Source organism: Blastomonas sp. RAC04, from assembly GCF_001713435.1.
GTDB classification, from domain to species: domain Bacteria; phylum Pseudomonadota; class Alphaproteobacteria; order Sphingomonadales; family Sphingomonadaceae; genus Blastomonas; species Blastomonas fulva.
The window spans coordinates 3,749,281-3,773,029 of sequence record NZ_CP016460.1 but is presented as its reverse complement, the minus strand read 5'-3'; the positions used below and the strand labels follow the sequence as shown (position 1 = coordinate 3,773,029).

Annotated in this window: 19 protein-coding genes and 1 tRNA gene; 12 read left to right on the top strand and 8 right to left on the bottom strand. The window is 65.0% G+C overall.

Annotated elements, in window-relative coordinates; translation table 11 throughout:
• Nucleotides 1–68 precede the first annotated feature (68 nt).
• On the bottom strand, nucleotides 69–1,382 hold the full coding sequence (locus tag BSY18_RS18510) for a M20/M25/M40 family metallo-hydrolase (protein ID WP_069051482.1): 1,314 nt from the start codon (nucleotides 1,380–1,382) through the stop codon (nucleotides 69–71).
• A 12-nt stretch (nucleotides 1,383–1,394) separates the two neighbouring features.
• On the bottom strand, nucleotides 1,395–1,970 hold the full coding sequence (locus tag BSY18_RS18505; RefSeq protein ID WP_069051481.1) for a PH domain-containing protein: 576 nt from the start codon (nucleotides 1,968–1,970) through the stop codon (nucleotides 1,395–1,397).
• Between the two features lie 228 nt (nucleotides 1,971–2,198).
• Between BSY18_RS18505 and BSY18_RS18500 the strand changes: the two genes are divergently transcribed.
• On the top strand, nucleotides 2,199–4,265 hold the full coding sequence (locus BSY18_RS18500; RefSeq protein WP_150126331.1) for a TonB-dependent receptor plug domain-containing protein: 2,067 nt from the start codon (nucleotides 2,199–2,201) through the stop codon (nucleotides 4,263–4,265).
• Between the two features lie 137 nt (nucleotides 4,266–4,402).
• A complete protein-coding gene (locus tag BSY18_RS18495; protein WP_069051479.1) occupies nucleotides 4,403–5,182 on the top strand; it encodes an outer membrane protein assembly factor BamD in 780 nt (259 codons plus the stop codon).
• A 60-nt stretch (nucleotides 5,183–5,242) separates the two neighbouring features.
• Here the strand turns inward: BSY18_RS18495 and argF are convergent, their stop codons facing one another.
• Together argF and BSY18_RS18485 are read right to left on the bottom strand one after the other, a co-directional pair.
• A complete protein-coding gene (gene argF, locus BSY18_RS18490; protein WP_069051478.1) occupies nucleotides 5,243–6,169 on the bottom strand; it encodes an ornithine carbamoyltransferase in 927 nt (308 codons plus the stop codon).
• A 177-nt stretch (nucleotides 6,170–6,346) separates the two neighbouring features.
• A complete protein-coding gene (locus tag BSY18_RS18485) occupies nucleotides 6,347–7,546 on the bottom strand; it encodes an aspartate aminotransferase family protein (protein ID WP_054133619.1) in 1,200 nt (399 codons plus the stop codon).
• Nucleotides 7,547–7,769: 223 nt separating this feature from the next.
• On the opposite strand from BSY18_RS18485, the gene BSY18_RS18480 reads away from it, so the two are divergent.
• A tRNA-Arg gene (locus tag BSY18_RS18480) sits at nucleotides 7,770–7,846 on the top strand.
• Between the two features lie 62 nt (nucleotides 7,847–7,908).
• Here BSY18_RS18480 and BSY18_RS18475 read toward each other — a convergent pair.
• On the bottom strand, nucleotides 7,909–9,360 hold the full coding sequence (locus tag BSY18_RS18475) for a spinster family MFS transporter (RefSeq protein ID WP_083231565.1): 1,452 nt from the start codon (nucleotides 9,358–9,360) through the stop codon (nucleotides 7,909–7,911).
• Nucleotides 9,361–9,486: 126 nt separating this feature from the next.
• Between BSY18_RS18475 and BSY18_RS18470 the strand changes: the two genes are divergently transcribed.
• The 9 genes from BSY18_RS18470 to BSY18_RS18430 all read left to right on the top strand — a co-directional run bounded on the left by BSY18_RS18470 (nucleotide 9,487) and on the right by BSY18_RS18430 (nucleotide 20,557).
• On the top strand, nucleotides 9,487–10,704 hold the full coding sequence (locus BSY18_RS18470; protein WP_069052030.1) for a CaiB/BaiF CoA transferase family protein: 1,218 nt from the start codon (nucleotides 9,487–9,489) through the stop codon (nucleotides 10,702–10,704).
• A gap of 116 nt (nucleotides 10,705–10,820) precedes the next feature.
• Complete coding sequence (locus BSY18_RS18465; RefSeq protein ID WP_083231563.1) at nucleotides 10,821–13,493, top strand: TonB-dependent receptor plug domain-containing protein; 2,673 nt, start codon at nucleotides 10,821–10,823, stop codon at nucleotides 13,491–13,493.
• Entirely contained in the window at nucleotides 13,493–14,431 is a 939-nt protein-coding gene (locus BSY18_RS18460) for an alpha/beta fold hydrolase (RefSeq protein ID WP_069051475.1), read from the top strand. Before BSY18_RS18465 ends, BSY18_RS18460 begins: the two co-directional genes overlap by 1 nt.
• Nucleotides 14,428–15,441 carry an NADPH:quinone oxidoreductase family protein gene (locus BSY18_RS18455; RefSeq protein WP_069051474.1) on the top strand — a complete coding sequence of 338 codons (1,014 nt, stop codon included), beginning with the start codon at nucleotides 14,428–14,430 and terminating at the stop codon, nucleotides 15,439–15,441. Before BSY18_RS18460 ends, BSY18_RS18455 begins: the two co-directional genes overlap by 4 nt.
• A complete protein-coding gene (locus BSY18_RS18450) occupies nucleotides 15,434–16,579 on the top strand; it encodes a 2-hydroxyacyl-CoA dehydratase subunit D (protein ID WP_069051473.1) in 1,146 nt (381 codons plus the stop codon). Before BSY18_RS18455 ends, BSY18_RS18450 begins: the two co-directional genes overlap by 8 nt.
• Nucleotides 16,576–17,856, top strand: a complete 1,281-nt coding sequence (locus BSY18_RS18445) for a 2-hydroxyacyl-CoA dehydratase family protein (protein ID WP_083231561.1) — start codon at nucleotides 16,576–16,578, stop codon at nucleotides 17,854–17,856. The genes BSY18_RS18450 and BSY18_RS18445 overlap by 4 nt, the downstream gene beginning before the upstream one ends.
• Nucleotides 17,853–18,359: a MarR family winged helix-turn-helix transcriptional regulator gene (locus BSY18_RS18440; RefSeq protein WP_054133636.1), complete on the top strand. Its 507-nt coding sequence runs from the start codon at nucleotides 17,853–17,855 to the stop codon at nucleotides 18,357–18,359. The genes BSY18_RS18445 and BSY18_RS18440 overlap by 4 nt, the downstream gene beginning before the upstream one ends.
• Nucleotides 18,360–18,368: 9 nt before the next feature.
• Nucleotides 18,369–19,334, top strand: coding sequence for a ketopantoate reductase family protein (locus BSY18_RS18435; RefSeq protein ID WP_069051472.1), 966 nt, complete (start codon nucleotides 18,369–18,371; stop codon nucleotides 19,332–19,334).
• Nucleotides 19,334–20,557 (top strand): cytochrome P450, encoded by a 1,224-nt coding sequence (locus BSY18_RS18430; RefSeq protein ID WP_069051471.1) that lies wholly within the window; start codon nucleotides 19,334–19,336, stop codon nucleotides 20,555–20,557. Before BSY18_RS18435 ends, BSY18_RS18430 begins: the two co-directional genes overlap by 1 nt.
• A gap of 210 nt (nucleotides 20,558–20,767) precedes the next feature.
• On the opposite strand, the gene BSY18_RS18425 is transcribed toward BSY18_RS18430, so the two are convergent.
• From BSY18_RS18425 to BSY18_RS18415, 3 genes are read right to left on the bottom strand one after another with little or no spacing between them, the layout of a single operon-like run.
• On the bottom strand, nucleotides 20,768–21,355 hold the full coding sequence (locus BSY18_RS18425; protein WP_083231559.1) for a hypothetical protein: 588 nt from the start codon (nucleotides 21,353–21,355) through the stop codon (nucleotides 20,768–20,770).
• Complete coding sequence (locus tag BSY18_RS18420) at nucleotides 21,352–22,743, bottom strand: sensor histidine kinase (protein ID WP_069051470.1); 1,392 nt, start codon at nucleotides 22,741–22,743, stop codon at nucleotides 21,352–21,354. Before BSY18_RS18420 ends, BSY18_RS18425 begins: the two co-directional genes overlap by 4 nt.
• Entirely contained in the window at nucleotides 22,740–23,420 is a 681-nt protein-coding gene (locus BSY18_RS18415) for a response regulator transcription factor (RefSeq protein WP_069051469.1), read from the bottom strand. Before BSY18_RS18415 ends, BSY18_RS18420 begins: the two co-directional genes overlap by 4 nt.
• Between the last annotated feature and the right edge of the window lie 329 nt (nucleotides 23,421–23,749).

Here is a 23,749-nt window from a genome sequence, read left to right as displayed (position 1 = left end):
CACAGCGACACACAGGACGCCCTGGGGCCCGGATCAGGTCCGGGGTGACGAGTTACCAACCAACCCCCTCACCTCTTCTCCATCGACAACCGCGTCATCAGGATCGCCGCGCGCTTCGCCTGGCGCTTGATGCTCGGCAGGTCGACCGTTTCGCCCGGGGCATGCGCGCCGTCGCCTGTTGGACCCATGCCGACAAGCCCGTCGACATAGCGCGCGACGAACGAGATATCGCCTGCGCCGCGCTTCAGGGGATCGAGTTCGGCCATCTGCTCGAGGCCAAGGTCGGTGTTGATGACGTTCAGCCGCCGCAGCAGGCCGCGGTTGCCTTCGGTCGGGGCCATCGGGGGATAGCCCTGTTCGAAGACGATCTCGGCGCTCGTGCCGGGCAGGTGCTGGGCGACGATGGCCTGCATCTTGGCCTTGACGCGTTCGGACTGCTCGTCGCTCAGCGTACGGAAATCGCCGCGCGCCACCGCGAGCGCGGGGATGATGTTGGTCTTGCCCGCCGCCTGCGCGCGGACGAGGTCAGCGTCGAGCTGCGCCACCGATCCGCCCGCGATCAGGCCGACGTTGAAGGTAAGCTTGTCCTCGGGCAGCTCGTCGTGGAACTGGTCGATGATCCGCGCGAGTTCGTAGATCGCGCCATGCCCCGCGCTGGCCGAGAATATTCCCGAGCTGTGCCCTTCCTTGCCGGTGGCGTTGACCTGCCAGCTGTACGACGAGCGCCGTGCGATCGCGCCCATGTCCTTGCCGTTCTCGCGGCTCAGGCCCTCGAAATCGAGCGCGACGTCGGCCCATTGGCCCCATTTGATCAGGTCCGCACGCGCGATTTCGATCGGATCGCCGGCATCCTCCTCGTCACCGGTCAGCACGATGGTGATTGTCGCCGCCGACAATGTCCCCGCCGCCTGCATCGCCTCAAGCGCAGCAAACATCGTCACCACACCGCCCTTGTTGTCCTCGATCCCCGGCCCTTCGAGCGTGTTGGCATCGATCCGCCGGACATTCTGGAACGGCGAATCGGGTTCGAACACCGTGTCGAGATGGCCGATCAGCAGCATCTTGGTGCTGCCGGGGCGTCCTGGGCGCGTCGCGATCAGATGGCCCGAACGCTTGGCCGCGCTTTGGTCCACCCATTCGACCTTGAAGCCCAGCCTCTCGAGCTCGGGCGTCACCATCTCGCCGACCTTCTTCACCCCGGCGATGTTGCGGCTGCCGCTGTTCTGCCGCGTGATCGCCTCGAGAACGCCGATCCAGCGGTCGTGGCCCTTGTCCACCGCCTCGACCATCCTGGCTTCCTGCGAGCTGAGCTTGGCGAAAGCGGGGGTGGCAAAGGCCAGCATGGCGGTGGCCGCAGCAAGGCCGAACGTCTTCAATGTCATGGTGTTTCCCTGTCAGCCGATATCAAGTTCGCGCACGCCGCGCTTCTGGCGGATCGCCTCCACCCGGTCGCGCAGTTCGGCGCGGATGGCGCGCGCGTCGCGCACATTGGTCACCTCGATCGAAGTGCGCGGATGCGGCGTGGCCGAGGCCAGCCGCCCGCTCGAATCGGATGATGAAATCTGGATGGTGCCGTTGTCGAACATCTGCTGGATGACCGAGAAGGAAACCTTGACGTCCTTGATCCGGTACAGCTCGATCTCTTCCTCGCTGCGCATCAGGATGCCGCGCCGCATGAACAGCCTCTGGTCGTCGATCCAGAACAGGCTGGTGCGGTTCTCGATATGCGTCCAGGCGATATAGACGCCCAGCACCACGCCAAGCACCGCAAGCGTCTGCCACCAATATCCCGCATAAGATCCGCCCGCCATCACCGCGACTGCGAGCGCCAGGATCATCCAGCCGGTGCCCGACTGGAACAGGAACGCGAAGGTGGACGAGCGAAACTCGATCCGCGGCAGCCCCTCCATCCGGCGCACGCCCGAGCGCGCCTCGATCGGGCGATGTTCGATGATGTCATGCGGGTCCATATCGCATCCCTTCCCCCCCCTGGCCCAAGGCCGATGCCATGGTCTTAACCGCCATCTGTGTGGCGGTAAACGGGATTGCGCGCGATCAGGGCCCAGTTGCATTTGGTCGAAGTGCGAACGTCGCCGGTCGAAGCCGATGCCGCAAAGCGCAGGCTTGGTCACACAGGACGACTACGGGTGTAGTTGAAAGCGCATGTCAGTGTGTTCCGCCCGCTTGGGGGAATGTCCGTGACACATCGTCTGCTTGCAACCGTCGCTCTGGCTGCCTTGCTGTGCACGCCGGGCATGGGCCTGGCGCAGGACGCGCCCGATGCCCCGGTGCCGGCTTCCGGTGCAGGCGCAACGACGCCGCTGCGCAGCTTCGATCCGGGCTATTTCGACCGGTTCGCTCCGCGCACCGCGCTCGACATGGTTCGCCAGATCCCCGGCTTTTCGATCGCCGAAGGTGAAGACCGCCGCGGCCTTGGCCAGGGCGGCAGCAACGTGCTGATCAATGGCGAGCGCTTTTCAGGCAAGAGCAACGATGTCGTCTCCGAGCTCGGCCGGATCGGGGCAAGCAACGTCATCCGCATCGAGCTGATCGATGGCGCGACGCTGAACCTGCCCGGGCTCACCGGCCAGGTGGTCAACATCGTCAGCAAGGTGGATTCGCTGACCGGCCAGTTCCGCTGGAGCCCGCGCGTGCGCTTCCGCCGCACCGACCCGCAGTTTCTCGATGGCGAGGTGTCGATCAGCGGCAAGGCGGGCAAGATCGCCTATACGCTCAGCCTTTCCAACGACAGCTTCCGCAACGGCAATGCGGGCATCGAGCGGGTGCTGGACGCGAATGGCGCGGTGACCGACCGCCGCTATGAGGAGCTCTATGTCGATGGCGACCGGCCGCGCATCGCTGCGGGTGTGAAATATCAGGGCGATGGCGGCCAGGTCGGCAACCTCAACCTCTCCTATGAACGCGGCTGGACCGAAATCCGCGAGGATTCCGATGGCGAGGTGGTGCGCGACCGCGACTATCTGGAGACCGAGAAGGAGTATAATTACGAGATCGGCGGCGATTTCCTGTTTCCCTTGTGGGGCGGCAACCTGAAGCTCATCGGCCTGCGGCGGTTCGAGCACAGCCCGTTCTTCACCCGCATCTTCCTCGATTTCGAGGACCGCCGCCCGCGCGAGGGCAACAGCCTGGCCACTGTGATCGACGAGACCGAGACCATCGCGCGCGCCGAATATGGCTGGAAGGCGGGCAAGGCCGACTGGCAGCTCAGCGTGGAAGGCGCGATCAACAAGCTCGACACCCGCGCCCAGCTCAACCTGCTCGACACCACAGGCACCTTCCAGCCGGTGCCGCTCCCCGGATCGGACGCGGTGGTCGAGGAAAAGCGTGCCGAGATCGGGCTGAGCTACGGCCGCCCGCTGTCTTCGACGCTGACGCTGCAGACTTCGCTCGGCGGTGAATATTCGCAGATCGTGCAAAGCGGCGCGGGCGGGCTGACGCGCAGCTTCATCCGCCCCAAGGGTTTCGTCTCACTCGCCTGGAAGGCCACCCCCAGGCTCGACCTGTCCCTGCGCCTGCAGCGCGATGTAGGCCAGCTCAACTTCTTCGACTTCGTGGCCTCGGCCGATCTGGGCGCCGAGAACCAGAACAGCGGCAATCCCGAATTGGTCCCGCAGCAAAGCTGGAACATCGACTTCCAGGCGACGCAGAACCTGGGCGCGCTGGGATCGATCAACGCCAAGGCGTTCGTCAACTTCGTCGAGGACATCGTCGATCAGGTGCCGATCGGTGCCACCGGCGAGGCGCCCGGCAACATCGCAAGCGCGACGATCTGGGGCGTGTCGCTCGACAGCACCTTCAAGATGGACGTCATCGGCTGGACCGGGGTGCGGTTCGACATCGACTATACCTACCGCAAGAGCAGCCTGCCCGATCCGCTCACCGGGATCCGCCGCCGCATCTCGGGCGATACCATCCACGAGTTCAGCGCCGAGCTGCGCTATGACATCCCCGGCGGCGACTGGGCCATGGGCGCGAACTACAGCGATTTCAGCCAGGCCGACGAGGTGCGGCTGAGCCAGCTCGCCGAATTCCCGATCCGCGGCGGGGACTTGGGCTTCTATATCGAGAACAAGAATGTCCGCGGGCTGACGGTGCGGGCGGGCATGTCCAACCTGATCGGCACCAACGAGGCGTTCCGCCGCACCTTCTATGTCGGCCGGCGCGATGGTCCGGTGGCGTTCGTCGAGGATCGCGAGCGCTTCTTCGGCCCGGTGGTGTCGCTCGGCGTCAACGGCAGCTTCTGACCGCAAGCCGACCAGGCACCCGGTTCATCGGTGATACAGGGTGCGAAACCTAGCGATCGGAACGACACGGCGAATCCTCGCCAACCCGCTTGATTTGCGCTTGGCGCACGGGTGCTTAGCCGATAAGGGTTGCGGCCATGAACAAGGCGATCAAACTGGCTCTGGCAAGCGCGGGCGCGCTGGCTCTTCTTTCTGGCTGCGCCGGAGGCAAGAACAAGGTCAACACCAACTACATCGCACGCGATGTCAGCACGCTGTACATGGCGGCGAAGGACCGGCTCGACCGCGGACAGAACAAGATTGCCGCCGAGCTGTTCGACGAGGTCGAGCGCCAGCATCCCTATTCGCCCTGGGCGCGTCGCGCGCAGCTGATGAGCGCGTTCAGCTATTATCTCGCCAAGGATCACAACAAGTCGATCCAGTCGGCCCAGCGCTTTCTTGCCATCCATCCCGGCAACAAGGACGCGTCCTATGCCTATTATCTGATCTCGCTCAATTATTACGAGCAGATCAGCGACGTCACCCGCGACCAGAAGATCACCCAGCAGGCGCTGGCATCGCTGGGCGAAGTGATGCGGCGCTACCCCAACACCCGCTATGCCTCGGACGCGCGGCTCAAGGTCGATCTGGTCAACGATCACCTTGCGGGCAAGGAAATGGAAATCGGCCGCTATTACCAGCGCAGCTCCAACTGGCTGGCCGCGACGTTGCGCTTTCGCGAGGTCGTCGACAAGTACCAGACCACCAGCCACACCGCAGAAGCCCTGTATCGCCTGACCGAATGCTATCTGGCGCTGGGCATTCCGCAGGAAGCCAAGCGTTCGGCGGCGGTTCTGGGCGCCAACTATCCGGGTTCGGAATGGTATGAAAAGGCGTTCAAGCTGTCAGAAAAGCACAGTGACCTGATCACCAGCTGATCCGCACGGCATTCCATCAAAAAAGCCCCGGCAGCGCGATGCTCCGGGGCTTTTTTGTTTTCAGATCTGGCCGAACACCCAGCGCAGCACCGATTTCTGCGCGTGCAGCCGATTCTCTGCCTCGTCCCACACCACCGATTGCGGGCCATCGATCACGCTGGTGGTGACCTCTTCCTCACGGTGCGCAGGCAGGCAGTGGAGGAACAGCGCATCGGGCTTGGCCAGCGCCATCAGCGCCGGGTTGACCTGAAACGGCATCATCGCCTTGAGCTTCGCCTCGGCATGCTGCTGTCCCATCGAGATCCAGGTATCGGTAACGATCACGTCCGCACCCGCTGCGGCCTCGGCGGCATCGCGATGCAGCGTGACGGTGCCGCCCGCCGCCTGCGCGCGCGCGATGAAGCCCTGGTCGGGATCATAGCCTTGCGGGCAACCGATCCGCACGGTGAACTTCATCAGCCCGGCCGCCTCGATGATCGAATGCAGCACGTTGTTGCCATCGCCCAGCCACGCGACCACCAGCCCCGGCAGCGCCTTGCGGTGCTCGATGATGGTGAGCAGGTCGGCGACGATCTGACACGGGTGCGACAGGTCGGTCAGGCCGTTGATCACCGGCACGGTTGCGAAATGCGCCATGGCATCGGCCTTGGCGTGATCGTCGGTGCGGATCATGATGCAATCGCACATCCGCGACAGCACGCGCGCGGTATCCGCAACGCTCTCGCCGCGGCCCAATTGGGTGCTGCCCGCATCGAGGATCAGGCTGGTGCCGCCCAGCTGGCGGATTGCCATATCGAACGAGACGCGGGTGCGGGTCGAGTTTTTCTCGAACACCATCGCGAGCGTGTGCCCTTCGAGCGGCGCATCGGGGTCCGCCTTGCCGCGCGGCCAGCCATGGCGGACCGCCTTGCGATCCAGCGCATCGTTGAGCATCGCGGCAATGGCATCGTGTCCGGCATCGGACAGGTTCAGGAAATGACGGGTCATTGTGGTCCTTCCCCCCTCTCCCTTGACGGGAGAGGGTTGCGAAGACTTGGACCTGAAAGGTCCTAGTCGCAGCTGGGAGAGGGTGAGTGCAAACGCCCCTCCCTCTCCAAGTTCGCCCAGGCACCTGCGGCGCCAAGGCTTCCTATCCTCCCCCGCCAGGGGGGGAGGAGCGTTACGTCAAGCCGCCACCGGCATCGCAAAGTCGCGCGCGCCTGCCGAAAGGCGCTCGATGAACTCGTCGACATGGGCCTGCTCGATGATCAGCGGCGGCAGGATGCGCACCACATTCTCGCCCGCAGCCACCGTCAGCAGCCCGTGATGATCGCGCAGATGCGCCACAAACGCACGGTTTTCGGCCTTGTCCTTGAGCTTCAGCCCCAGCATCAGCCCCATGCCGCGCACCGAATCGAAGATCGCATCGTGGTTGGGGATCAGCTGCTCGAGCGCGCCGCGCAGGCGGTCGCTCATGGTGCGGACATGGGCCAGGAACTCGGGGTTGTCGACCACGTCGAGCACCGCCTCGCCCGCCGCCATCGCCAGCGGATTGCCGCCATAGGTCGATCCGTGCGTGCCGGCGACCATGCCGCGTGCCGCCTTTTCGGTGGCAAGGCACGCGCCCATCGGAAAGCCGCCGCCGATGCCCTTGGCGGTCGCCATGATGTCGGGCTCGATGCCGTACTGCTCATAGGCATAGAATGTGCCCGTGCGCGCGACGCCGCACTGCACTTCGTCGAGCACCAGCATGAGATCGTGCTCGTCGCACAGATCGCGCAGGCCCTTCATGAACTCAGGGGAAGCCGGGCGGACACCGCCCTCGCCCTGCACCGGCTCGACCAGGAAGCCCGCGACATCGGGACCGATCGCCGCCTTCGCCCCTTCCAGATCGTCGAAATCGACATAGCGGAAGCCGGGCAGCAGCGGCGCGAAGCCCTTGTGCATCTTTTCCTGGTTCGACGCGCTGATCGTCGCCATCGTGCGCCCGTGAAAGGCGTTGTTGAAGGTGATCAGCACCGTGCGGTTGGCATCGCCGCCTTCGGACTGGTGATAGGCGCGCGCGGTCTTGATCGCGCACTCGACCGCCTCGGCGCCCGAATTGGTGAAGAACACCGTGTCGGCAAAGGTCGAATCGACCAGCCGCTGCGCCAGATGCTCACCCTGCGGGCTGCCGTACAGGTTGGAGACGTGAATCAGCGTCTCGGCCTGTTTCTGGATCGCCTGGGTGAGGTGCGGATGGCCGTGGCCGAGCAGGTTGACCGCGATGCCGCTGGCGAAATCCAGATATCGCTCGCCACGCTCTCCGATCAGATAACAGCCTTCGCCGCGCACCGGGCGCACGGCGCACCGGGGGTATACGGGCATAAGCGGCGTGATCGTCATGGCGGCCTCGTCCTTCTCGCAAGGGCCCCGTTTGCATGGTTCGCAAGCCAGGCAAGGCGCAGGGGGCCGCTGCACCAAACGTAAAAAGGCGACCCCGTCCAAAGGGCCGCCAGCTTGCAGGCCGCAGCTATAGCGCCGCAGGGGCCACCGGGTCAATGATCGCCGCACAAAGGGGCTGGCGGCATTCCTTATGGCTTGCTAAGGGCATGCGCCTTGGCCAGACGCACCCGTAGCTCAGCTGGATAGAGCGCTGCCCTCCGAAGGCAGAGGCCACTGGTTCGAATCCAGTCGGGTGCACCATTTCTCCACATCCGTCGCGCTGAAGACGCCATGCACCCGCCGAGGGGCTGGCCGCCGGCGTTTCAGCCTGCGGCGATTTTCTGCAAGGGTTCGCGGATGGTGCGTGCCGCCATCAGGAAACACGGTGCCGCCGCAGCATAAGCCAGGCACGCAGCAAGCAGCCCTGCGCGCATGCCGGCAGCGGACGCCTGCGCGCAGGCAAGGCCCATCTCCGCCGACGCTGCGGGGAGAGGCTTTCCACCCGGGCAGACCACGCCATAATCCCCCAGCGATTGCGCGAACGATGATGCCGCGACGCTGTCGCTGACCAGGCCGACGATCATCGGACCCATTCCGGTCCCCAAAGCGATGACGCCGATCAGGATGACCGCGGTTGCCGTGCTGCGCATGTGTGGCGGCGACATGTTCTGGACTGCGGCGTAGACCGGGCCATTCTTCATGTCCCCCATGATGTTGGCCAGCAGCAGAAAGCCCAGCGCGACCTGCCAGGACGGGCTGGTGAACACCACGGCAAACATCAGACCCGCACCGGTCGCGGCGACAGCGCACATGAAAGGGTACGACCGGCCGTATTCGCCAGCATAGCGATCCGCCAGCCATCCCCCCATGAAGGTGCCGATCAACCCGGCTGCGCCAAGCCCCGCCGCCATCATCGCCCCTACCTGCGCGAGGGTAAGATCATACTGCCGAAGGAAATAGGACGCAGTGAAGACGTTGGTCGCGCCGACCGCCTGTCCGAGGAACGTCGCGCCGAACCACAGCCAGACGAACGAGCGGTTGGCCGTGAGCAGCTTGATATCGTCAAGAAACTTGCCCGACCCCTGCGTCTTGCGCGTGACCAGCGTGTTGGTCATGTCGTGGCGCGGATCACGCAGCGTCAGCCGAAGCAGCACCGCCACAAGGATGCCGGGGAGCCCGACGACGACGAATGCGGTCCGCCAGCCATATTGCATCGCAACCACCCCGCCGATGAGCGGCGCCATCAGCTGCGCGATCGGAATGCTGGTCGTCAGGACCGACAGTGCCATCCCGCGCTGACGCGGTGGAAAATGATCCGACACCAGCGAATGACTGACCGGCGTACACGCGCCTTCGCCGGCCCCGACCCCGATGCGCGCAAGGGCCAGCTGCGCAAAGCTGCTGGCTGCGCCGCACAGCGCGGTCATTCCCGACCAGACCGTGATCGCGATCGACAGCACCGTGACCCGGTTCAGCTTGTCGGCGATGCGCGCCGCCGGGATGCCCGAAATCGAATAGAGCAGTGCGAAGGCAGGACCGCTGATCAGCCCCAGCTGCCAATCGGCGAGCAGCAGATCCTGTTTGATCGGCTCCTGCAGGATGGCGAGCACCCCGCGATCGAGATAGTTCGAGATGTTGACCAGCACCAGCAGGAACAGCACCCAGATCTGCAAGGGTGTCCAGAACCGCCTGGCCGGGGGTTTGGCGCCATGGTCAGGCGGAGGGCTTTCCATCCCTGCCGATGGCATGGACTGCGCGTCTTGTGGGTCGCTCATGCGACTGCCTCTCCCCCCGGCATTGTGCCGGTATCCGCTTGGGCTGACCGACCACCGGAAAAAAGTCAAGTGACAAGAGTATTTGGCTATATTAATAATCGAGAATTCAGATGAATGGAGAGCTATATGGAATCTGTCAGTGAGCGCCCGATTGCCAGGCCGCTTGAAGGTGTGCGGGTGCTCGATCTCAGCCACGCTCTCTCCGGACCGACCTGCACCAGCCTGCTGGCGCTGCTGGGGGCGGATGTCATCAAGGTCGAACGCCCCGAAATCGGCGACGATTTTCGGCATTACACCGAGCATGCCGGGCTGCCGGGAATGAGCATTCCGTTTGCTGCGGCAAACGCCGGCAAGCGTTCGATCACGCTGGACCTGAAGCAGCCCGCCGCGATCAAGGTGGTGCGCAAGCTGGCCCAGCGCAGCGATATGCTCGTCGAGAACTTCCGTCCCGGTGTCGCCACCAAGCTTGGCCTCGACTGGCCGTCGCTGCGCACCATCAATCCAGGGCTGGTCTATGCCTCGATCAGCGGGTTCGGCCAGACCGGGACGCTGCGTGACTGGACCGCTTATGATCATATCGTCCAGGCCATGTCGGGGATCATGTGGATGAACGGCAACCCGGACGAGGAACCGATGAAGGTGGGCTTCCCGATCATCGACACTTTCAGCGGGTACATGGCGGTCATCGGCCTGCTGTCCGCGCTGCATCGCCGCGACCAGACGGGCGAAGGCGACTATGTCGACGTCGCGATGCTCGACAGTGCATTCAACCTGATGGGCGCCGCCATCCCGGTCTATTTCTACTCGGGCGAGGTGCGCGGGCGAACGGGCAACCGCGGCTATCGGCTGGTGGCGACGTCGGAGACGTACAAGACGGCCGACGGGTACATCTCGATCGGCGCCAATCACCATCACCAGATCGAAGCGCTGTGCCAGGTGCTGCATTGCGAGTGGCTGCTTGAGGACGAGCGGTTTGCGACCCACCGCGCGCGCGTTGACAATCACGATGCGCTGCGGGCGGCACTCAGCGACATTTTCCGCGAGCATAACGGAGAGGAGGTGGAGCCCCGGCTCGCCGCGCGGCATGTTCCGGTCGCCTTCGTCCGCAATCTCGGCCAGGTGCTGAGCCACCCGCATTTCAAGGAGCGCGACATCTTTCTCGAGGCGGAATTGCCCGGGTCGCCAGAGCCGGTGAAGATGGTCGGGCCCGGCTTCCAGCTCAGCAGCGGCAAGTTCTCATCGGGCGCGGTCCCGTCCCTGGGCGAACATACCGATGCCATTCTCGCAGAGCTGGATCTCGATCCGGAAACGCTCGCCCAACTGAAAGAGCATGCGACCGCATAGCCCTGAAACGACAAAATGATTGTAATTTCCGATGATCTAAGGAATGCTACGATTCGATCGACTATGAGAACATAGAAGACAGCGCAGACGCAGATCTGCGATGAGGGGGAGAGACCATGAAACTAGGCATCACCGTTTCCGCCATCGCCTTGTCAGCGGGGATGCCCGCAATCGCCCAGACAGCCGATTTGTCTAGCCCGGCCGAAGCCCCTGGCCTCGAGGCTGAAGAAGGCGCGCGAGGCAAGGAGATCGTGGTGACCGGGAGCCGCATCCGGGGCACGGGCCCGGTGGGCTCCAACGTGGTCTCGGTCAGCGCCGCGGAGATCGAAGCCCAGCCGACCGCAACGATCACCGAATTCCTGCGCAAGGTTCCGCAGATCCAGGGCTTTGGGGTCGATTCCTCGAGCGCCGTGGTCAGCGGCGGACAGGGCGGCACCAACACCACCCGCGGCAGCGCCATCAACCTTCGCGGCGTCGGGCCTTCGGCAACGCTGACCCTCGTCGATGGCCAGCGGCTGAGCTTCTCGGGCGTCTCGTCCAACTATGTCGACGCCAACGCCATTCCCGCAGCGGCCGTCGACCGGATCGAAATCGTCCCCGACGGTGCCTCGGCAGTCTATGGCTCGGACGCGGTCGCAGGTGTCGTCAACTTCATCCTGCGCAAGGAATTCGAGGGCATTCAGGTGCGTGGCCGCTATGGCGTGGCGGACGACTACTGGCTGGCGCAGGCCAGTTTCATGGCGGGCACCAACTGGGGCTCGGGCGGGGTCGTCTTCGCCTATGAATATACCCGCAACGATGCGCTTGGCGGCGATGAGCGCGACTTCGTGCGGTTCGATCTTACCGGCCGGGGTGGCCGCGATTATCGCAACGGCCAGTGTTCGCCCGGCAATATTGTTGTGGCCGGCCGGACCTACGCCATTCCGCAGGCCGGGGTCACCCCTGCCACCGCCGGGCAGCTCGTCGCGGGCACGCGCAATCTGTGCGAAAACCTCAGCATTGCCGACATCCTGCCCGAGGAAGAGCGGCACAAGTTCTACGGCTATGCCTATCAGGAAATCGGGGACCGTCTGCGCGTCCATGTCCAGGGCATCTACTCGCTGCGCGACTACACCGCCCAGGCGATCCAGCAGGGATCGACATCGAACATCGTCAATCTGGCGGTGCCGAACACCAACCCGTTCTTCGTGCGCCCGGTCGGCACGACCGCGACGACGGTGACGGTGGAGTATGATTTCACTCCGCTGATCGGTCCGATCCAGCAGACCGGCTTTACCGACACGCTGTTCCTGACGGCAGGGCTGGCGTGGAACATCGACGACAACTGGAAGGTCTCGCTCGATGGCGTGTTCAGCGAGGATCGCAGCGCCCAGAACACGCGGCGCATCAACACCACGGTGCTGACCGACAGGTTGCGCAGCACCAATCCGGCGCTGGCGTTCAATCCCTTTGGCGGGGCCAACAGCGCGGACAATATCGCCGCGATCTATTCGGGCGTGTTCAATCCGTTCGCGATCAGCCGCACCCGTGGCGGTTCGCTCCAGGCCGATGGCAGCCTGTTCAGCATTGCTGGCGGCGATGTCCGGCTGGCGGTGGGGGCAGAATTCCTGCGCTACACCTCCGATGCCGGCAACGCCCAGGGCGCGCTCGCAGCTCCCACGGTCACGATCAACCCCAAGCTGGAACGCAACCAGAAATCGGCCTTTGCAGAGCTTTACATCCCGATCTTCAGCTCCGCCAACGCGACCGGCATGTTCGAGCGGCTCGATCTGTCAGCGGCTGTCCGGTACGATGATTACAGCGACGTCGGCAGCACCACCAATCCCAAGTTCGGGCTCAACTGGTCGCCTGCGCGCGGTGTGCTGTTCAAGGCCAGCTATGGCACATCGTTCCGCGCACCTGGCCTGCAGGATCTGCCGCTGCTGCGCACCGGGGCCGGGCTGACGACCGCCACCTGGACCGATCCGCTCTCCCCCACCGGCACCAGCGTCGGTTTGCAGCTCAACGCAGGCAACCCCAACCTCAGCCCGGAAAGCGCGGAAACCTGGTCGATCTCGGCCGAACTCAACCCCGGCCTTGTCCCGGGTCTGCGGCTGGCAGCGACCTATTTCAACCTGCTCTACAAGGACCTGATCGGGTTTCCGCCACGAACGACCAGCAGCCTGCTCGACCCGAATTATGCCTTCGCGGTGACACGCAACCCCACCGCCGCGCAGATCACCGCGCTGACCTCGCAGGGGCTGACCTTGCAAGGCGTCGTGCCACCGGTCATCGCGTTTCTGTATGATGGCTCGGCCCAGAACCTGGGTTCGATCCATACCGACGGTTTCGATTTCGATGCCAGCTATGCATTCGATGCTGCAGGCGGTGAACTGACACTGGGCTTCAACGGCACCTACACCTTGGGCTACGACTTTGCGGTGACCCAGATCGCCCGGCCTCTGGACCGGGCTGGCGACATCAGCTTCCCTGTGGTGTTCCGCGCCCGCGCCTATGCCGGTTTTCGTTCGGGTGGGTTCACCGTCAACGCGCTGGTCAACCACGTCAGCGGCTATACCAACACGCTGGTGGCACCCGAACAGAATGTCGGCAGCTGGAACCCCGTCGATATCGACATCAGCTATGAGTTCAAGGACAGCGGCATGCTGAATGGGCTGGCGCTCGGGCTGTCGGTGACCAACCTCTTCGATCAGGACCCGCCGTTCGTCAACATTCCCGGCGGCTGGGATCCGGGCCAGGCAAGCGCGCTCGGTCGGCTGGTGGCGTTCACGTTGACCAAGAAATTCTGATGAGTGAAGTCGAGGGTGAACCGCCGCTCGCACGGTTCGGCGGTTCACCGCCGCCGCAGGCACCCTGGCTGGCTGAGGCGCTGGCCACGGCGCCGGATCGCAGCGAATTTTTGTGCGACGGTGCAGCCATCGAACTGCTGACATGGGGTGAAAGAGGACGGCCGGGGCTGCTGTTTCTGCATGGCAATGGCGGCCACGCCGACTGGTGGAGCTTCATTGCCCCCTATTTTGCCAAAGATCGGCGATGCGCGGCAATATCGTGGTCGGGCATGGGTGGATCGGACTGGCGCGACCAGTATTCGATCGAAGCCTATGCCCGCGAGCTGGTCGGTGCGATCGATGCTGCAGGACTGGCCGATGCCGGGCCACCGGTTGTTATCGGGCACAGCTTTGGCGGCATTCCCCTGATGTATGCAGCGGTCCATCACACTGACCGGCTGCGCGGCGGAATCATGGTCGACAGCTTCGTCCCGCCACCCGAGCGCAAGAAGCCCGGCTGGGCGGTTTCCGGCAGGAACCCGCCGCGCTATGCCAGCGAGGCCGAGATCCTCATGCGCTATCGTTTCGCCCCGCATCAGGACAGCGCGCATCCCGATATCGTCGATTATCTTGCGCGCCATTCGGTGCGCGAGGTCGCAGCCGATACGCCCCCTGGCAGGCAATGGACCTGGCGGTTCGATCCGCGCATGTGGGCGACACTCGATCGCAGCGCCGCCGATCCGCTGGTCGAGCAGGCCAATCTGCCGATCGGGCTGATCTATGGCGAGAGCTCGGCGCTGGTGACGGCTGATCATGTTGCGCAGCTGGCGTCGCGGCTGCCCGATTGCCGGTTTGCTGCGGCCATTCCGCATGCCCGTCACCACATCATGGTGGATGAACCGATCGCGCTGATAGCCGCACTGCGGGTCGGCATCGCTGCTTTGGAGCAAAAACCATGAAGGCCTGGACGAGCGCATCTCCAGGAGGCCCGGAGACATTGGTGCTGGCCGACCTTCCGATCCCCGAAGCTGCGCCTGGCGAGGTCGTGGTTGAGGTGGCTGCCTGCGGCATCAATTTTCCGGATTCGCTGATCATAAACGATCTGTACCAGACGCGTCCGCCAAGGCCGTTCGTCCCGGGAGGCGAGATCGCAGGCACCATCACGGCGCTGGGTTCCGGTGTCACAGGCCTGGCAGCAGGCGACCGGGTAATTGCGCGCACGGCCTGGGGCGGGCTGGGGCAATACATCGCGGTGCCTGCCGAGAAATGCGCGTTGATGCCTGCTGATATGGGATTTTCCGAGGGATCCGCGTTCCTCTTCACGTATGCGACATCCTATCACGCGCTGGTCCAGCGCGGGCGGATCGCACGCGGAGACCGCATGCTCGTTCTGGGCGCGGCGGGTGGCACGGGGGCTGCGGCCATCGAGCTGGCCAAGGCCTTTGGCGCTCATGTCTGCGCGGCGGTGTCGAGCAAGGAAAAGGCAGAGTTTGCCCGCGAATGCGGCGCAGATGAAACGGTGATCTACCCCGCCGGACCGCTGGACAAGGATGCAGCCCGCGCGCTGGGCGCGCAGTTCAAGAACGCGGGCGGCGAACGCGGCTTCGATCTGGTCTATGATCCGGTCGGTGGCGATTATGCCGAACCGGCGCTGCGGGCATTGGGCTGGAAGGGCCGGTATCTGGTGGTCGGCTTCACCGCGGGCATTCCCCGGCTTCCATTCAACCTCCCGCTGCTCAAGGGCTGCGAGATCGTTGGCGTGTTCAATGGTGGGCTGAATGCCAATGAACCGCACGTCGCGGCAGACAATGTTCGTGAGCTGATCGCACTTTTTGAACAGGGCAAGGTGCGCCCCCGGGTCTCGCGCGTCTATGATTTTGCCGATGCACCCCACGCAATCGCGGCGATCGCCGGACGCGGGGCGCTGGGCAAGCTTGTCGTCCAGGTGGGAGATTTCGCGCATGGCTGAAACCCCGCTTGATCGCCTGCGGACCGCTTATGCCGACCCGCATGCCATCGCTCAGGCGCGCAAGGCGGCAGGCGCAAGGCTGATCGGTTCTTTCCTCAATTCGGTTCCGGTCGAGCTGATCCTGGCGGCGGGGCTCGATCCGATCCGGCTGCGGGGGATGCCTGCCGACACGCCGCATCGCGCCGGCGCCTATATGGAGGAGTATTTCGATGGAGAGGTGCGCGCCATCTTCGAGGCGCTGCTGGCGGACCGCTATGCGCTGCTCGACCTGCTGGTGGTCCCCCGCACGTCGGAGGTCTACCTTCAGCTCTACTATCTGATCCGCGAAATTCCCCGCTGGGAGCCTCAGGCCCGCTTGCCCGAGACCAGCCTGTTCGATCTGCTGCAGACACCGGGCTATACAACGGCGCGCTACAATCTGGGGCGGATGAAGGCTCTGGCCGAGCAGCTGGCCGCGATCGGCGGACGGGCGATCGACGACACTGCGCTGTCGGCGGCCATCGTCGACGCCAACCGGCTGAGGACGGCGCTGGCCGAGGCGTCGGTGCTGTGGCGCGGGCCATCGCCGCGGTTGAGCGGGAGCGATGCCCTGTGCGTGATCGGTGCTGCCGGCGTGCTGGATCCTGCCGATGCGATCGCGCAGATCAACGCGCTGGTTGCCGAACCGCCGCCGGAACTGGCGCGCAACGGACCCCGGCTGCTGATCAAGGGCAGCCCGCAGCACGACACCCGGTTCACATCGCTGGTCGAATCCTGCGGCGCTGAGGTCGTGGCGCATGACCATCTGGGAGGTGACCGCACCTTCGAGACGTTGGTCAGCGAAGAGGGCAACCCATGGGAGGCGCTGGTGCATCATTATCAGCGCGAGATCCCCGGTCCGCGTGCCTATCCGCAGGCCCGCGAGGATGCCCGGTTCATCGCGCTGGCAGAATCTGCGGCAGTAGATGGCGTCATCATCTTTCACGACGAGTGGGACGACACTTTGGGCTGGGAATATCCCGACCAGAAAAGGCTGCTCGATGCGCGCGGGCTGCCGGTGCTGTTCCTCAAGCGCCAGCCCTATTTCGATCCGCCGGAAAACGAGCAGCGCCGGGCGGTCACTGCCTTTATCGAAAGCATCAGGGAAGGCGCGGCATGAGCGAACCTCAGGAAAAGATGGCCGCCACCCTGGCCGCGCAGGCGCACCAGAAGGAGACGCAGGCGCGCTTTCGCACCGAGGTGATCGAGGGCGGCGGTGATTACGTCATCGCCGATGCCGTCACCCCGCACGAGATCTTCCACACGCTCGACATCCCGGTGATTTCGCTGGCCTGGTATTCGGCGGTGATCGCCGCCAAGCGGCTGTCTCCTTATTACTTCGAACTGATGGACCAGTTGGGCTATCATGACGGTCTGCCGCGCTATGGCAGCCTGCCGTTCATGACCACGCTGGATGGCGACCCGGAGCGCGCGCCTTATGGCGGGTTGCCCAAGCCGATGCTGATCCTGGAGAGGTTGCGCGGCGATTTCGGCCAGAAGATCGGCGAACAATGGTCGCGTGCCTTTGGCGGAGCGCCGCTGGTGGCGCTCGATTCCTCGTCAGTGAGCGAACTGCGGCCCTCCTGGTACACCCGGTCCCAGCACGATTGGGAAGAGCTGTACGAGACACCCAGGCTAGACTTCCAGGTCGAGCAGCTGCGCGGGCTGATTGCCGTCAGCGAAACGCTCTCGCATCGCAACCTCGATATGGCGGAGTTTCGCGCGGTGATGCACCGGGTCAATCGCGCGGGCGAGCTGGTCGACAAGGCCAAGCAGATCATCGCGCGCACCCGGCCCGCCCCTGTCGCGTTGCCCGAGCAACTCACCAACATCATGGCCGCAACCTGGTCGCGTGGCAGCCAATGGGCGATCGATCACCTTCAGGCCTATTGCGAAGAACTGGAAATGCGCGCCGAAAAGGGCGTGGCGGCATGTCCGAACGAGCGGGTGCGGCTGTTGTGGGTGAACAATGGCCTGTGGTTCAACACCGCATTCTACCGCGCGTTCGAGGAGAAATACGGCGCGGTGTTCGTGTGGTCGATGTATTCGAATTTCTTTTCGGACGGGTATCGCAAGTATTTTGGCGAAGATGATGATCCGCTAAGAGCACTTGCGGCGCGGCACATTTCGATGAATGAGCAGCTGCACCTGCCCGGATGGATGTCCGAATGGATCATCCAGCAGGCGCGCGACTATCAGTGCGACGCGGCGGTGATGCTGGTTCCTGTGGGGGACCGCATGGCCTCGTTTGGCACCAAGTTGTGCGCCCTGGCGCTGGAGCAGGCCGGCATTCCGGTGCTGACGCTGACCGCGAGCATGGTGGATGCGCGGTTGTGGGACAATGATGCAATGATCGCCAGGGTCGAAGCATTTCTGGAAGATAGAGTGATGACATGAAGCGCGATGATCCAACCCGGCTGTATGCAGAACCCGCCCCGCCAGGCGCGTCGGTGCGTGGTGTGGCCGACAAGTTCTCGATGGGCGTGCTCGACGAGCTGCTCAACTTCCGGCTGCGCCGGATCCGCAACTGCCTGACCGAAAAGTACCGCAACGAAACGCTGAAGATGGGCCAGCGCGCCGGCGCGTTCAGCATCCTGGCGGTGATCGCGGCGAACCCGGGCATTTCGCAGATCGATCTCGCGCGCTTTGCAGGATACGACCAGACCGCCTTGGTCGGCATCATCGACGACATGGAGGCGCGCGGCTGGACGACGCGCACCCGCGACCCCGCCGATCGCCGCCGCCATCAGGTCCACATAACCGATGCCGGACGCGAGGCGCTGGACGAGCTGTTTGCGGCTGCAGTGGAAAACGAACGCGAGGCGCGCGAGGCGCTGTCTCCCGAAGAGCTCGACGTTTTCCGGGTGTGGCTCGACCGCATTTACCGCAAGCTGCTTTAGGCGGGCGCGGTGCGGATCTGCGTCTTCGGGGCAGGAGCCGTTGGCGGCAATCTGGCGGTTCGGCTGGCGCTGGCCGGAAACGAGGTTTCGCTCGTCGCACGCGGCGCTGCACTGGCCGCGATCAATTCCGACGGGCTGCAGGTACTGGCAGGCGACGACGTCCTCGAAGCGCGGCTCAGCGCGAGCGATGACCCGGCGAGCCTCGGCGCACAAGACGCCGTGATCGTGGCCGCCAAGGCCCATCAGCTGCCCGCGTTCGCTGCAACCGCGGCCCCCCTGCTGCATCGCGATACGTTGGTGGTGTTCGCCCAGAACGGCATTCCCTGGTGGTATCCGGCGGCAGGATTGCAGCCGCTGCTCGATCCCGATGGGGCTGTGGAACACGTGGTCGGCCGGGAACGGAGCACAGGCGCGGTGATCTATTCGGCCAACGCAAAGCTGGCCCCGAACATCATCCGCAACACCTCGCCCCAGCGCAACCGGCTGACGATCGGCGCCGTGGATCCAGGCTCGCAGGCCCGCGTTGCGCAGCTCAGACGGGTGCTGCGCGCCGCTGGCATCGAGTCGCCCGACACCGACGACCTGCGGGCCGCAATCTGGCAGAAACTGATCGGCAATGCGTCGGTCTCGGTGCTTTCGTTCCTGGATGAACGCACCTCACGCGAGGTGTTCGACGATGCCTGGCTCGGCCCGGCGGGTGCGGCCATCGCCGAAGAGCTGGCGGCAGTCGCGCGCGCCGAAGGCCTGGCAGTCGACGCCGCCAGGGCCGCCCCCGCGCCCGGGCACTTCAGCTCGATGCTGCAGGATTCGCGCGCCGGGCGACCGATCGAGGCAGCAGCCTTGCTGACCGCACCGCAGATGATTGCACGGCAGCACGGCATCGCGACACCATGCTTCGATCTGCTGTGCGGGCTGGCATATGGCAAGGCCGCCCGCCTGCAGGCACGGGCTCGGGCAACGGCGGACCTTGGCTGATGGAGGTCAGGCGCGGCAATCCGCCCAGGGCGCTGCGAACCCAGGCGCCGGATGTCTCGACAGCCCCGGGTGCCTCCGGTCTTGCGCCCGAGGTGCACTTCGCGCAGCTGCGCGCGCAGTGTCCGGTCGCGTTGCAGGCAGGAAGCGGCACCAATGGCGCAGGGCGGGCCGCATGGGTGCTAACGCGGTACGACGACATCGTCGCCGCTGCCAACGATCCCAAAACCTTCGGGCAATCGCAGCGCTTTGCGGGTGAACGCAGACCGCCGCTGGAATCGAACCCGCCCGAACACCGCATCTGGCGGCGGATGCTCCAGCCCTATTTCCTGCCCAAGGCGATCAACCAGATGGAGCCCTTCACTCGCGCGCTGGCGCGAGACCTGCTCGCGCCGATCCTGGCCACCGGCAGCGGCGATGCGGCACACGGCGTTGCGCGGCCCTTGCCGCCTCAGATCCTGTTGCGCTGGCTTGGCCAGCCTTCGGAGGATTGGGAGACGATCAAGCTCGCATGCGAACACGCCTATTTCCAGGGATCGCCCGATCCCGCCGAGCGCGCAGCCTTCGAGGAGGCAGAGGCGCTGCTCTGGCGTTATGCGCGCGACACCGTCGCTTCGCGGATCGAGCGGGGCACGCACGAGGCAGATGACGATCCGGTATCGGCGATGCTCGCCGCCATGCCGACCGAGCCCGCGGTCACCCGCCCGCTGATCGACGGCGTGGTGCGGCTCCTGCTGGCGGCGGGTCATGATTCGACGACCAGCGCGCTTGGCATGTGCATCGGCTTCGTCGCAGGAGACGGGGATCTGCAACAGAGCCTGCGCAGCGATCCCACCCGAATTCCCGCAGCGATCGAAGAGATGTTGCGGCTGCGCACCCCGGTGCTGCAGATGCCGCGCACGGTCATGGCGGACACAGTGGTCGGCGGGAGGGAGCTGGCAGCGGGCGACAGCGTGCTGCTGGCTTTTGCATCGGGCAATCGCGACGCGTCAGCCTTCGAAAATGCGGAATGCTTCGACATGGGCCGTCGCTCAGGCCAGCATATCGCCTTCGGCGTCGGCATTCACCGCTGCATCGGCAATATCCTGGCACGCCAGGAAATCCGCGTGGTGCTGGAAGAGCTTCTGGCGGCAACGCACAGCTTCAGGCCCGATGGGGAAATCGAGCACGAGTTCTGGCACCCTTATGGTCTGCGCCGGCTGCCGCTCAGCCTTGTTCCACGCTAGGGGTTGCGGGGATTGAGCTTGAGGTGATGGCGGCGGCTTATCCAGGCCCTGCATGGCTGAAGCCGGAGCGCCCCTGGGCGACTTGTGCAACGCCTGAATGCCCAAAGCCTATTCGCGAATGACAGCAGACATCTCGCCGGGCGGGCAACAGCGAGGCATCACGCTGGATCAACCGCCAATCATTTGGCCAGAAACCGGTGCGGCCACCTGCTATTCCACCACCAGATAGAACCGCGCCTTGCGCTTGGCCGGGTTGATGACGTGGATCAGGTGGCGCTGCGTGAACACCGGGACCCATTCGCAGATCGGCCGCGAGGCGGTGTGCTGGCAGACGGACTGCGACGTCCCGTCGACCACCTGCAGCCGCAGCTCCACTGCATCGGGCGATGACAGCGCGATCGAGGCCTTCTGGCCCGAGAGGAAGGTCTGTTCGATGCGGACGTCACCGCCCGCGCCGAGCATGCCGTGGCGATAGCCGGGGCCGAGCGCGCGTCCGCGCAGCGGCGGGGCCTGATCGGGTAGCCGCGCCTCCCATTGGGCGGTCGTCGCGGCGGTGGCATCATCCAGCGGCCGAGCGCCCATGCCCCGGATCATCGCGAGCGGCCTGGCAAGCGCGGTGTCGTTGCCGGCCTGGACGGCGGCGTCCGCGCTGGCCAGCGCATCGGCCAGCCGCGCGGCGCCCGATTGCGGTGCTGCCGCCGGGGGGCCGGCAAGCTTAGTGTTCGATGCGCCCGGGGCACAGGACGCCAGCGCAGACGCCAGCACACCTGCCATCAGGGGAATGCGCACGCGGATCATGCCGCCTCCTTGCTGAGCTGGAAACAGGCGCCTTGGGGACTGTCCATTAGTCCCAGCGTGAGGCCGTGCCGCTCGGCAATCGCGCGCGCCAGCGCCAGGCCCAGCCCGCTTCCCGGCTGGCGCTGGTCGACATTTCCGCTGCGATAAAAGGCCTCGAAAATCCGCGCACGATCGGCCTCGGGAATCCCGGGGCCGTCGTCCGCGATCGTCAGTACGGGGCCGGCAGCAAGCGACACCGTCACGCTGCCGCCTGCGGGCACATATTTGAAGGCATTGTCCAGCAGATTGGTCACCAGTCGCCCCAGATGCGCCTCTTCGCCCTCGATAAACACGTCCGGCGCGATATCCCACGCAAAGCGGTGTCCCGATTCCTCCGAGCTGTCGGCATAAAGCTCGCAGATGCCGCGCAGCATGGCGGACAGATCGATGCGCTTCAACCCGGTCCGGTCGCCGCGCCGCGCCTTGCTTGCGGCGATATCCAGCAAGGATTCGAGCGTGCCGACCAGATGGCGGATGTCGCCGCGCGCCGCGACCAGCGCCTGCGCCGTCGCCGGATCGGGCTGCCCCTCGAGCAGCTTGGCAAGCCGCCGGTCAAGATGCATCACCGGGGTGCGGATTTCATGCGCGACCTGATCGGAGGTATCGCGATAGGCCTCCATCAGATCACGCATGCGGGCGAGCGAGGCGGCGCTGTGGCCGGCAAGCTCGTCGATCTCGTCGCCCCTGTTGTGATTGGCCGCCTTGCCATCGACCAGAGCGCCCTCAGCCGCCGCGCCATCGGCTAGACTGCGGAGCGGCTTGCCATCGAGGCTGCGAAACGCTCGGTTGATCGCTTCGACACGGTGCTTGAGATTGCCCCCGGCGCTGCGCCCGAACAGCCCGATGACCAGCGCAAACACCAGACCCCCGCCCAGGAATACCAACGCGATGCGGCCCAGCAGCGGCTGGCCATCGCCCGCCTCCTGCGCGACCACCAGCTTCAGGTCGGGGCCAAGCTGGGTCGCGCGGGCATAGACATGGGTGGCGTTGCCGATGCGGATGAAGCCGCTTTCCGACACGCGCGCATCGAGCGCGGGCCAGGCGGCGATGTCGCCTGCAATCCGCGCGCCCTTTGCATCGGCCAGCAGATAGTGCGGCAGGCTGCCATCGGCGGGGCGGATCATCAGCCGGTCGCCGATGCGCCGCGCCAGCTCGTCGCGCCCGCCGCTGGCATGGATATCCACAAGCCCCGCCAGATCGACATCGACCGCCTCGCGCGCGGATGCCTCGAGCGTCGCGCGGATGGTCTGGTCGGTCACCAGCCACAGTCCTGCGACCAATACCCCCGAAAGGGCGATGGCCATCACCACGATGCGGGTGAAGATGGAACGGCGGGCAGCGCGAGTCATCGGCCGTCGAGCAGCCTGTAGCCCGAACCCCAGATCGTCTCCAGCGCAGGGGTGGCAAAGCCGTCCTCGAGCTTGCGCCGCAGCCGCCCGATATTGACATCGACCACATTGGTCTGCGGGTCGAACGCCATGTTCCACACATCGCGCAGCAGCATCTCGCGGGTGACGATCTCGCCGGCATTGTCCATGAAATAGCGGAACAGTTCGAATTCGCGCGGGCTGAGCGCGAGGTGCCGGTTCTGGCGAAAGGCAGTGCGCGCCTTCACATGGCATTCGAACGCACCGAACAGGATCACCGCGCTGTGCTCCTGCCCCGACGCCCGCCGGTGCAGCGCGCGGATCCGCGCCATGAGCTCCATCGCCTCGAACGGCTTGGCCAGATAATCATCCGCGCCCGCTTCCAGCCCTTCGGAGCGGTCGCTGGTGCGGCCCAAAGCCGAGAGCATCAGCACCGGCGTGCCCACGCCGCTTTCGCGCAGCCGCCGCAGGATGGTGAGACCGTCGAGATCCCCCAGCATCCTGTCGAGAATGATGACATCGAACTTTTCCAGACCGGCGCGCAGCAGACCGCCCGCACCGCTGTCTTCCCACACCAGCTGATCGCCGTTTTCGCGGGCCAGCTGGCGCACCTCGGCGGCGGCGCGCTGATCGTCCTCAACATACAGGATCTTCATCATGTGCGTTACACCTGTCCTGCCCCAGCCCTGCCCAGTCGTGCCCGCGGGCAACCGGCGATCCGGGTTTATGGCCCATGGACCGCGCATCGGGCAACCACGGCCTTGATCCGATCGTCCGGGCTTGAGCGCTTCCTTCTAGCAAGCCTGGCACAATAAGCTTGTTACAAATCCCGTTAGGGCGCGCGCGAACCGTGCTGGGCCGGTTGGCCGACTCCCCGCGACCGCGCCTGGTTGAACGGCCGAGCCTTTCGGATTTGCAGGCGAAAGTGTGAAATTTTCGGATAGGTCGGGTCTCTAACGGATTTTGTCATCTTTCGCTCAATGCTTGT

Excerpts from the sequence above, each read along its gene's own strand:
- BSY18_RS18460 (WP_069051475.1), top strand. The coding sequence starts at position 13,493 with ATGAGTGAAGTCGAGGGTGAACCGCCGCTCGCACGGTTCGGCGGTTCA.
- BSY18_RS18485 (WP_054133619.1), bottom strand. The coding sequence starts at position 7,546 with ATGACGATCACGCCGCTTATGCCCGTATACCCCCGGTGCGCCGTGCGC.
- BSY18_RS18510 (WP_069051482.1), bottom strand. The coding sequence starts at position 1,382 with ATGACATTGAAGACGTTCGGCCTTGCTGCGGCCACCGCCATGCTGGCC.
- BSY18_RS18470 (WP_069052030.1), top strand. The coding sequence starts at position 9,487 with ATGGAATCTGTCAGTGAGCGCCCGATTGCCAGGCCGCTTGAAGGTGTG.
- BSY18_RS18430 (WP_069051471.1), top strand. The coding sequence starts at position 19,334 with ATGGAGGTCAGGCGCGGCAATCCGCCCAGGGCGCTGCGAACCCAGGCG.
- BSY18_RS18455 (WP_069051474.1), top strand. The coding sequence starts at position 14,428 with ATGAAGGCCTGGACGAGCGCATCTCCAGGAGGCCCGGAGACATTGGTG.
- BSY18_RS18495 (WP_069051479.1), top strand. The coding sequence starts at position 4,403 with ATGAACAAGGCGATCAAACTGGCTCTGGCAAGCGCGGGCGCGCTGGCT.
- BSY18_RS18465 (WP_083231563.1), top strand. The coding sequence starts at position 10,821 with ATGAAACTAGGCATCACCGTTTCCGCCATCGCCTTGTCAGCGGGGATG.
- BSY18_RS18475 (WP_083231565.1), bottom strand. The coding sequence starts at position 9,360 with ATGAGCGACCCACAAGACGCGCAGTCCATGCCATCGGCAGGGATGGAA.
- BSY18_RS18425 (WP_083231559.1), bottom strand. The coding sequence starts at position 21,355 with ATGATCCGCGTGCGCATTCCCCTGATGGCAGGTGTGCTGGCGTCTGCG.
- argF (WP_069051478.1), bottom strand. The coding sequence starts at position 6,169 with ATGACCCGTCATTTCCTGAACCTGTCCGATGCCGGACACGATGCCATT.
- BSY18_RS18415 (WP_069051469.1), bottom strand. The coding sequence starts at position 23,420 with ATGATGAAGATCCTGTATGTTGAGGACGATCAGCGCGCCGCCGCCGAG.
- BSY18_RS18505 (WP_069051481.1), bottom strand. The coding sequence starts at position 1,970 with ATGGACCCGCATGACATCATCGAACATCGCCCGATCGAGGCGCGCTCG.
- BSY18_RS18420 (WP_069051470.1), bottom strand. The coding sequence starts at position 22,743 with ATGACTCGCGCTGCCCGCCGTTCCATCTTCACCCGCATCGTGGTGATG.
- BSY18_RS18440 (WP_054133636.1), top strand. The coding sequence starts at position 17,853 with ATGAAGCGCGATGATCCAACCCGGCTGTATGCAGAACCCGCCCCGCCA.
- BSY18_RS18445 (WP_083231561.1), top strand. The coding sequence starts at position 16,576 with ATGAGCGAACCTCAGGAAAAGATGGCCGCCACCCTGGCCGCGCAGGCG.
- BSY18_RS18450 (WP_069051473.1), top strand. The coding sequence starts at position 15,434 with ATGGCTGAAACCCCGCTTGATCGCCTGCGGACCGCTTATGCCGACCCG.